Source organism: Methylobacterium sp. WCS2018Hpa-22 (assembly GCF_031843785.1).
GTDB lineage: Bacteria > Pseudomonadota > Alphaproteobacteria > Rhizobiales > Beijerinckiaceae > Methylobacterium.
Map to the genome: position 1 here is coordinate 420,872 of NZ_JAVTJA010000002.1, position 6,157 is coordinate 427,028.

The window sequence follows — 6,157 nt, forward strand, 5'->3', positions numbered from 1 at the left end:
CGCTCAGCTCCGGTGTCCTATCTCCTGACCGCCTCACCGTCGATGATCTGCAGCTTCGAGGTGGGCGGCCGCAACGCACCGACATTCATCAGTGAGAATGTCCGGGACCTTCTCGGCTACGAGCCGAGCGAGTATCTCGAGGGCCCCGATTTCTGGCTCGAGCGGCTTCATCCCGACGACCGGGACCGAGTTCTGGCCGAGTTCCCCCATCTTCTCGCGAATGGCCACCACGTCGTCGAGTACCGGTTCCGGCGCAAGGACGGTATCTATCGCTGGGTAAGGGACGAGCAGCGCCTGATCAGCGGCCCGCATGGCGAACCTGTCGAGGTCGTCGAATCCTGGAGCGACATCACCGAGCGCAAGGAGGCGGAATTCGCACTTCGGGAGCAGACGACTCTCGTCGAGCTCCTGCAGGTCACGGCAGCCGCGGCCAACGAGGCGCTCAACGTCGAGGATGCCTTGCCGATCTGCCTGGGTCGGATCTCGGCACATACCGGATGGCCGCTCGGGCACGCCTACATGCTTGCCAATGACGGCAGCGAAACCCTGGTGTCGTCCGGCATCTGGCATTGCGATACGCCGGAGCGCTTTGCGCGCTTCCAGGCCGTCGCTTCGGAGACGCCGCTTCCTGTCGGCATAGGGCTGCCGGGACGCGTGTTGGCATCCGGCGAAGCGATGTGGGTCCTCGATCTCGATGCGGGACCCGACCATTCCCGTGCCGGTGCCGCCGCTGCGGAGGGGTTCCGGGCGGCTTTCGGGTTCCCCGTCACGATCGGTCGTGAGGTCGTCGCGGTGCTGGAGTTCTTCGCGGCTGAAGCGCAGGCACCGAACCGGGCGCTCCTCGACGTCATGGCCAATATCGGCGCGCAGCTCGGCCGGGTGATCGAGCGCAAACGTGCCGAGGAGAACCTGCGGGAGGCCAAGGACGCGGCAGAGAACGCCAGCAGATCCAAGAGCAGCTTCCTGGCCAACATGAGCCACGAATTGCGGACGCCGCTCAACGCCATCATCGGCTTCACGCGGCTCATCATGCGTCGCGCCAAGGACGTGCTGCCCATCAAGCAGTTCGAAAACTTGGAAAAGATCCTGCTGAGTTCCGAGCATCTGCTCTCCCTGATCAACACCATCCTCGATCTCGCCAAGGTCGAAGCGGGCCGGATGGAAGTGAAGACATCGGAATTCTCGCTCGAATCCACCCTCGACCTCTGTCTCCGTACGGTCGAGCCCTTGGTCAAAAGCGAGCACGTGCGACTGGTCAAAGATTTCGAGGGCCTGCCGGAGACGATCAGCACCGATCAGGAGAAGCTGAGGCAGATCCTGATCAACCTTCTCAGCAACGCCATCAAGTTTACTGAAACCGGCTCGGTGACCCTGCGGGCACGCGCGGTCGGGGACCGGATCGCACTCGCGGTGATCGATACGGGCATCGGCATCCCGAGCGGGGCGCTGACCCTGATCTTCGAGGAGTTCCAACAGGTCGATAATTCCGCAAGCCGAACACATAGTGGAACCGGGCTCGGCCTCGCCATCAGCCACCGACTGGCCCGGATGCTCGGCGGCGACGTGGGCGTGGACAGCCAGGAGGGTAAGGGCTCGACCTTCACCCTCACTCTTCCGCGGCGTATCGACGGCAACGTCGAACCTCCGCCCAGCCCTCGGGCGCCTGTGACCGAAGCCGTAAATCGGACCTCGTCCAGGACCGTGCTCGCCATCGATGACGACCCGAACGTCGTCTACCTCCTCAAGGAAAATCTGCTCGACGCGGGCTACGACGTAATCGGCGCCCCCAATGGCCAGGACGGCCTGAGGAAGGCACGGGAGCTTCAGCCGCGCGCCATCACGCTCGATATCATGATGCCGGGAACGGATGGGTGGCAGGTCCTGCATGCGCTCAAGACCGACCCTCTGACGCGTGAGATTCCCGTCATCCTGATCTCGATCGTCGACCAGAAGGAGCTCGGCTTCCACCTCGGAGCCAGCGACTACATCGTCAAACCATTCGAGCGCGAGTCACTGATCGGCGCCCTTGGGCGCGCGGCCCCCGACAGCGAACGCATCCTCGTGATCGATGACGACCCGAACGTGGTCGACCTCGTCCGGCAGTTGCTGGATACCGAGCGCTGTACGATCGAATGGGCGCGCGACGGCGTCGCGGGCCTCGAACGGATCGCGCAGGCGCGCCCGAGCGTCATTCTCCTGGATCTCCTGATGCCGGGCATGGACGGCCTCACTTTCCTCGATCACCTGCAGGCCGATCCCGTGGCCCGCACGATCCCCGTTGTCGTCTTGACGGCGGCATCCTTGAACGCAGCCGACCATGGCATGCTTCGGGAACGCGTGCGCGGGCTCATCGACAAGCAGGGCCTCGACCGTGACGCACTCATCCGAGAGGTCAGGCGGGTGTTGCCGCTACTGGAAACCCAGGGCGCCGAGATCGCCCAATGAACTGCGCCGTGGAAGCGAGAATGCGTTCGATGAACAGCCTGGTTGGGCGCAGCGGCATCGGCCGGCAGCGAGCCATGGATCGGCGCAGGATTTGCCGAGTCCTCACCGGAAAATCGAACCGGACAAAAACAGGACTTGCCAGCACCGGGCAGCGCCCCGGCTATCTCTTCGTAGACTACGAAGGTTTCGCGCGATGAAGACCATCCTCATTGTCGAAGATGGCCCTCTCAATCGCGATCTGCTGACCCAGCTCCTCGAGGACGACTACGCGCTGTTGATCGCCGTCGATGGTGGTGCGGGCGTCGCGATGGCCGCGAGCCATATCCCGGATCTCATCCTCATGGATCTTTCCCTGCCCGTCATCGACGGCTGGGAGGCGACGCGTCGGATCAAGGCCAACCCGGCGACGGGAAACATTCCCGTCATCGCGATCACGGCCAACGCGATGAGCGGCGACGAGGACAAGGCCAAGATGGCGGGGTGCGACGATTTCATGACGAAGCCTGTCGACGAAGACCTGCTTTTCGCCAAGCTACATCAATGGCTCGATTGAACGCAGCCGGTCCTGAAGCGGCTGCGACCTGGAGATAACGAGACCTGTGGACCCCGCACGCATCCTCATCGTCGACGATGAAGCCTTCAACCTCGATCTGCTGGAGCAGGAACTCGAGCTTCTCGGACACGAGAGCGTTCGGGCCGCCAACGGACGCGCTGCGCTCGATCTCCTGAATACCGAGCCGTTCGATCTGGTCCTGCTCGACGTGATGATGCCAATACTGGACGGCTACGCCGTCTTGGACAGCATAAAGTCGAACGACCGGCTCCGTCATACCCCAGTGGTCATGATCTCGGCGCTGACAGAGATCAGCAGCGTCGTGCGCTGTATCGAGATGGGGGCCGAAGATTACCTTCCCAAGCCCTTCGAGCCGGTACTGCTCGAAGCGCGGATCCGTGCCTGCCTCGACAGGAAGCGGCTGCACGACCGGGAAGTGGCCCATCTGGAAACCATCAAGCTCCAGCAGAAACGAGCGGACGACCTGCTGCACGCGATCCTGCCCGTCGCGGCAGTGAGCGAGCTGATGAGCACCGGCCAGGTCAAGCCGCGGCTTTTTCACGATGTCGCAGTGCTCTTCATCGATCTCGTCGGCTTCACGGCGTGGTGCCACAGCAAAGGCCCCGAAGACGTCGTGGCCGAAGTTCAGCGTCTGGCCGAAGCGTTCGAGGTCGTGGCGCACAAGCACGGCATGGAGAAAATCAAGACGATCGGCGACGCCTTCATGGCAACCGCCAATTTGTTATCGCCCCATACCGATCCGGTGACCGCGGCCATCCGCTGCGCGCAGGACATGGTGTCCATCGCTGGTGATGGCTCCACCGGATGGCGAATCCGGGCTGGAATTCACATCGGCGCCGTCGTTGGCGGCATCGTCGGGCGGTCGAAGTTCACCTTCGATCTCTGGGGCGACACGGTGAACGTGGCCGCTCGTCTGTGTTCGCTCGGCGACGGATGTTCCGTTCATCTCTCCGAGGAAGCCTCAGCCCGCGTGCATGACGGCAGCGCGATCAACCATATCGGCAAGGTGTCTCTCAAGGGAAAAGGCGAGATCGAGGTTTATTGTTTTAAATTTACGTAGTGCCGTATTTTCTATTCTTATTCCAGACTTATACTGCGTCAAATTAGCATTGAATTAAAGTATATTTCAGTCTATCTAAAAATACGCACTTTCATTTCGTATTCGAATATTTCATAGCCTCAACGAGGTAGCCACAATGCGGACGTCCGATCTCAAATAACTAACGATGACGCACTGGGACGACCCGCAGCGTCATACGGCTTAAACTCTTCCGCCCAGGTAAAATCGGCTCATCCCGTAGAAATGCGCATCGTTAAGTGAGGAGCCTCCGTTACTCCAACCGGATCGAATTCGCACCCAATGTAGTCTTCGTCGCGGGCTTGATTTCACAGATCGTCCTGGGTGTCTCTGCGCTCGTCACGTTGGGAGTCGTTGCCGCGACCGGCACTCGCATCCTCGATCAGGTCAACTTAGGCCCGCCACTCATTCGAGAGGCCATCGTTATGGCAGCCTCACTCGGTATCCGACTAACTCTTATCGTGCTGCCCCTGTGCTTCAAGTCAGTGTCTGAGGCAGACCTCCTATCGTCAAGGATCTAATCCTGCTGACTGCGCTCGCGGCCTAAATGCCCTGACGCGGCAAGAGGATTCACGATGGGATTGACGCCTGCGAAGCTGGGTGATGGCTCAGTCCGTTTGGATACCTTTCGATGAGCCACCGACGTCACAACTGGCTGCGATTGCCGGTGACCAATCCCGGCCATTCAAGCGCATCGTTCGCGCTCTCAGCATCCTGCGGTCGACCGAGCGCTTGAACGTGGAGAGGTGGCTCGAGAGGCAGGTAACAGTTGGCCTGCGGGAGGGCTCTGGCAAAAGCGCTTTGACAAAGAAGGCGTCGAGGGTCTGCTACCCGACAAGACCTGTCTGCCCGACACCCCGCCGCATTTCACAGGAACGGTGGCGGGAGCTCTGGCACTGACCTGCTTGGTGCCGCCGGATGAGGTCATCCACTGGACCGGCCGCGCCGTCGCTGCGTAGACCAGGATCTCTCCGCTTCGTGCAGCGGGTCTGGCAGGAGCACCGTCTGCAACCGCATCGGGTGCGTACCTTCAAGCGCTCGCACGACCCGGCCTCGCCGAGAATGTGGAGGATGTGGTCAGTCACAACACCAAATCCGCCCGCCCACGCCGTCGTGCTGTCCATCGACGATCCTTCGACAGGCTCAGGATAAGGAGTCCCAGATCCGGGCTCGGGAGCGAACCCGTCCCATGGTCCCGGCCATCCTATCGCTCAGACGCGTGACTACACCCGCCACGCGCGATGAACGTGTCCCTCCAACCCAACCTCGGCCTCATGGCTCAATGCGGTCGAGGGCTTCTTCTCCACGCTCACACGCCGCCGCCTCCAGTGGAGTACGTTCAGTGGCGTCGTTGATCTGCAGGTGGCCATCAAACGCTATATCGCCGAGCACAACCGCAGCGCCCGCCCCTTCGTCTGGATAAAGCCCGCCGCCGCCATCTTCGATGCCCGCAACCGAGCCCCTGAACCATCCGTCTGAGTCAATGCAATAGCGGTTGACGTGGTGAAGGGGCAGAAAGCTGCCGGATCGCGTGAAGGCGAAGGCCCATACGGCGTGCGAGGCTCTGGCCGAGCAGGATTGATCGGCCAGAGCGCATTGCGAAGCTTACGCCACCAGGAAGTCGAGGTGAGTCAGCGTTTCCTTCGTGCCGATGACGGCAAACTGGACGGCAGTGCTAGCCGTCCCGTTGCCGTCGGCATCGTAGGAGAGCGCACCGTTCTTGTGGTTGTAGAGAATGCGATCGCTCGCATCCACCACGGCACCGGCATTGCCGAGATCCTTGAACGCAGTCTCTGCAAGCTGCCCCGTGGTAAGAGCGCGGAACACGGCCCGGGCCAGTTGGATCGTGTCCTCCGGTACTGAGAAGTCGGTAAGGCGGTCGACATTGACAGAGCCGAGGTTCGACGAGAATGCGAACGTATCGCTGCCGCCCTTGCCGTAGAGCAGGTCGGCGCCCGCGCCGCCGTTGAGAACGTTGGCGCCGTCATTACCTATCAGCGTGTTCGCGAACGCGTTGCCGCCGAGCCTGATGGCGTCCAGGCCGGTGTCGCTCATGGTTC

Annotated in this window: 3 protein-coding genes and 2 pseudogenes; 4 read left to right on the forward strand and 1 reads right to left on the reverse strand. The window is 61.7% G+C overall.

The features are described 5' to 3' along the window. Positions 1-12 precede the first annotated feature (12 nt). The 4 genes and pseudogenes from RQI43_RS04445 (at position 13) to RQI43_RS04460 (ending at position 5,576) form a co-directional block, all read left to right on the forward strand. Positions 13-2,445 carry a response regulator gene (locus tag RQI43_RS04445; protein WP_311274332.1) on the forward strand — a complete coding sequence of 811 codons (2,433 nt, stop codon included), beginning with the start codon at positions 13-15 and terminating at the stop codon, positions 2,443-2,445. A gap of 193 nt (positions 2,446-2,638) precedes the next feature. Then, positions 2,639-2,998 carry a response regulator gene (locus RQI43_RS04450; RefSeq protein ID WP_311274333.1) on the forward strand — a complete coding sequence of 120 codons (360 nt, stop codon included), beginning with the start codon at positions 2,639-2,641 and terminating at the stop codon, positions 2,996-2,998. A gap of 46 nt (positions 2,999-3,044) precedes the next feature. Next, a complete protein-coding gene (locus RQI43_RS04455) occupies positions 3,045-4,079 on the forward strand; it encodes an adenylate/guanylate cyclase domain-containing protein (RefSeq protein WP_311274334.1) in 1,035 nt (344 codons plus the stop codon). A 621-nt stretch (positions 4,080-4,700) separates the two neighbouring features. Then, a pseudogene (locus RQI43_RS04460) lies at positions 4,701-5,576 on the forward strand (IS630 family transposase). 126 nt (positions 5,577-5,702) lie between these two features. On the opposite strand, the pseudogene RQI43_RS04465 reads toward RQI43_RS04460, so the two are convergent. Next, positions 5,703-6,157: pseudogene (locus tag RQI43_RS04465) on the reverse strand (hypothetical protein); the annotation flags it as partial.